The organism is Synechococcus sp. R5-12, from assembly GCF_047502655.1.
Classification (GTDB): Bacteria; Cyanobacteriota; Cyanobacteriia; order Thermostichales; family Thermostichaceae; genus Thermostichus.
Genome location: NZ_JANSIM010000068.1, coordinates 1 through 2,929, shown reverse-complemented (window position 1 = coordinate 2,929; position 2,929 = coordinate 1). Strand labels below are relative to the sequence as shown.

Genomic DNA, 2,929 nt, shown 5'->3' with positions numbered 1-2,929 from the left:
AATTCAGCAAAGTTCAGGGTTTTGGGGGTTAGAGGCATGCTCTCACAAACAAGTTCCAGCGGAGAGAGTGGGATTCGAACCCACGGTGAGTTGCCCCACACAGCATTTCCAGTGCTGCGCCTTCGACCACTCGGCCATCTCTCCAGATTGAGAACAGGGGCGACTTTCCAGAGAGCTAAAAAGTCAGCTTTGTGATCCTAGCAAAGGATGGAAGCTATTAACGGGATCCTTTGGTCTCCCCAGGCCGAAACATTTGCAGCAACACTTGCCGGCGAGAGCATCGCCAGTAGTCAATATGGGATCCGATTAACCCCGACTCATTGATCTGCATCTCTGTCCAGCCGGGGATGCACAGGCGGGGACGCCAAGGCAAAGCCAAAGAACCGCTTAGGATCCACTCGGTGCGGATCTGGCTGCCGGTTTGTCGAATATCCTGCAGCTCGAGACGGATATCCTCTATCCAACGCCCTATCCCCTCGATCATGCGGCGATAGCGATCCAAGCCGCGAAACTCGTTGAGGGGATCCCGGAAGTAAACCTGGGGATCGTAAATCGAATAAGTTTGATTTTTGGGAAAGCGAGCATAATCTGCCCGCAAGATGGCCACCAGATCGGCGCTAGGCGGGGCTGGGGAAGAAAGGCTCATAGCTTGGCCGCAACAGAAAGAGACATCGTTTCTCCGGGGGCAGGGCAACACAACTGGATGGATTGGGACGTGGCGGCATTCAAGGCTGCCAGCTTTTCTCGAAACTCCTGCAGGCTGCCCAAGGGGCGGATCTGGGCGGCAAACCACCCGTGGTAGTCCACCTCTCCCATCGCCGTAGGGATCACCTGCTGGGGGCGTAGGGCTGCCACCACCTCCAGGGCCCGCTCTGGCCCCATGATCACCTCTCCCAAGAGGGGGAAAATTTGCCCCACCACCGGAATCAGTAGGGTATGGATGGAGCCAAACTCCTGCTGCAGCCGCGGGCGGACATCCGGCTGGGACAGATGAGGCTCGTAGTAAAGCCGTGTCTGAGAGGGCACCTCTTCCAGCAGATAGCCCAGCTCACGGACAGGCCCTAGGGGCGCACCGGGAATGGCCGTGACCCGCAGATCCCCCCACTGAGCGGACTGCCAGGGATCCAGAGCTTGAACTGTTGCAAATCCCAGACTCTTCACGACTCTGGCTGCAGCCGGCGAGGCCAAAACGGGGATCCGCTTATCCAGGCGCTGCAACGTTGGTGGGTGGCAGTGATCCGGCTGGGCTTGGCTGAGGAGGATCCCGTCGATTTTGGGCAAGGTCTCCGGCGTAAAAGGGAGCGGCTGGCGGTGCTCCAGGCGGATGAACCAGGGGATCCCCAGAAACACCAAGGGATCCACCAGCCACGGATCCAATAGGAAGGTTTGCTCCCGGGTGTGGATGAGCCAACTGTTGAGGTCGATGCGGGTCAGTTGCATGAGTTTGAAGTGAGGTTATTGCCCGGTAATGGAGAGATCGGCAACCCAAATGCGGGGACACAGCCCACCGGGTGTGACTTGCGGCTCGGGCTCGACGTAGAAAATCGACTTCAACAGCTCCAGGAAGTCTCCGGCCACCGTGGCCGCTTCGATGCTGATGCGTTCTCCTTGGCGTACCCACCACCCCTGAAACGGCAGCGAGAAGGATCCCTGTAGGGGCTTAACGCCGGCATGAAGCGCTTGCAGCTCATCGATCCAAACTACATTTTCAGCCGTAGCCAAGTCATAGGTGCTCTCCGGCGGTGCCCCGGCAAATACATGGTAGTAGTGGGCGGCAACTGTGACCTTGGCGCCGATGTTGGCATGGCCAGTGGGCTGGGCTCCTAGGCGCTTGGCTGTACCGGCGCTGTGCAAAAAGTGGGTCAAGACCCCATTGGTGATGAGAGGGACACGGCGGGTGGGGGTGCCTTCGCCATCAAAGCTGATCGCTCCCACATTGGTCGGGTGTAGGGCATCGTCACACACCGACAGAAGAGGTGAGGCAATGGTCTTGCCCAGGGATTCTGGGGTGGACAGGCTTTGGTTGTCCAAAATGTTTTGGGCATTGAACACATTGGAGAAGGCGCTCAACAAACTCAAAAAGGCTTCTCCGGAAAAGACCACTGTGTATTTTCCAGAAGGGATCCGCTCGTACTCCAGATGGCTAATCAGTTTCTCAGCAGCTTCCTGCACACAACCCTGGATATCCAACTCATCCAGGCTGCGAGCCACTCGCATGGCTCCGGCGCTGCGGGGTTTGCGTCCTTCTTGCTCTGCCTTGCTGTAGAGAAAAACCGAAGCAAGGGTATGCTCCTCTTGTCGCAGGGCTTGGTGGCTGTTGAGGTAGAAGCGGTTGATTTGCCGCTGCGCTAGGCCGTTGTAGGGCACCCCCTGAATGGCGGGATGGGATCCCAGCAGTGCCTTTTCAGCAGCCACCAACTGTTCCAACAAGTCGCCGGCCAAAGCCAACGGCCCTTTGTCGTTACAAGGCTGAGCAATAGGCAGAGTGGCTTCTGGGCTGAATTGAGGGGCATGTTCCCGCAGGCCAAAACGGCTGGCTTCAAAGGCCGTTTGCAGGGCCAGTTCTAGCCCCGCCTCATCCACATCGGTGGTGGAGGTCACCCCCACCTGACCCTGGTCGTTCCAGGCCCGCACCGTCACGCTGCAGCGATGGGAAGCCTTGACCTGGCGAGGTTCTCCATGATCTACCTGCACGCTGGTTTCATCCACTTGAGCCCCGTAGAGATCAAACTGAGGGATCCCCAGCCGCCGGGCACAGCTTTGTGTCTGTTCTGCCAACACCTCGACTTGCACCATTGCCACTCCCCAAGTTCCTGTTGCCATCCAGCGCCTCTAGTAAACTACCCGCACTCATGCTGACGCAGAGCGCTCCGCACCGCTAAAGCGAAAGAGCATGACTCTAGTCAATAATAAGCTCAACTATACTGAA

Annotated in this window: 3 protein-coding genes and 1 tRNA gene; all 4 read right to left on the bottom strand. The window is 57.9% G+C overall.

Annotation, left to right across the window (positions count from 1 at the left end; translation table 11 throughout):
- Nucleotides 1-59: 59 nt before the first annotated feature.
- A tRNA-Ser gene (locus tag NW843_RS04350) sits at nucleotides 60-144 on the bottom strand.
- A gap of 73 nt (nucleotides 145-217) precedes the next feature.
- Entirely contained in the window at nucleotides 218-646 is a 429-nt protein-coding gene (locus NW843_RS04345; protein WP_414522215.1) for a DUF2358 domain-containing protein, read from the bottom strand.
- A complete protein-coding gene (locus NW843_RS04340; protein ID WP_414522214.1) occupies nucleotides 643-1,440 on the bottom strand; it encodes an MBL fold metallo-hydrolase in 798 nt (265 codons plus the stop codon). Before NW843_RS04340 ends, NW843_RS04345 begins: the two co-directional genes overlap by 4 nt.
- A gap of 15 nt (nucleotides 1,441-1,455) precedes the next feature.
- On the bottom strand, nucleotides 1,456-2,796 hold the full coding sequence (locus tag NW843_RS04335) for a TldD/PmbA family protein (RefSeq protein ID WP_414522213.1): 1,341 nt from the start codon (nucleotides 2,794-2,796) through the stop codon (nucleotides 1,456-1,458).
- Nucleotides 2,797-2,929 lie beyond the last annotated feature (133 nt).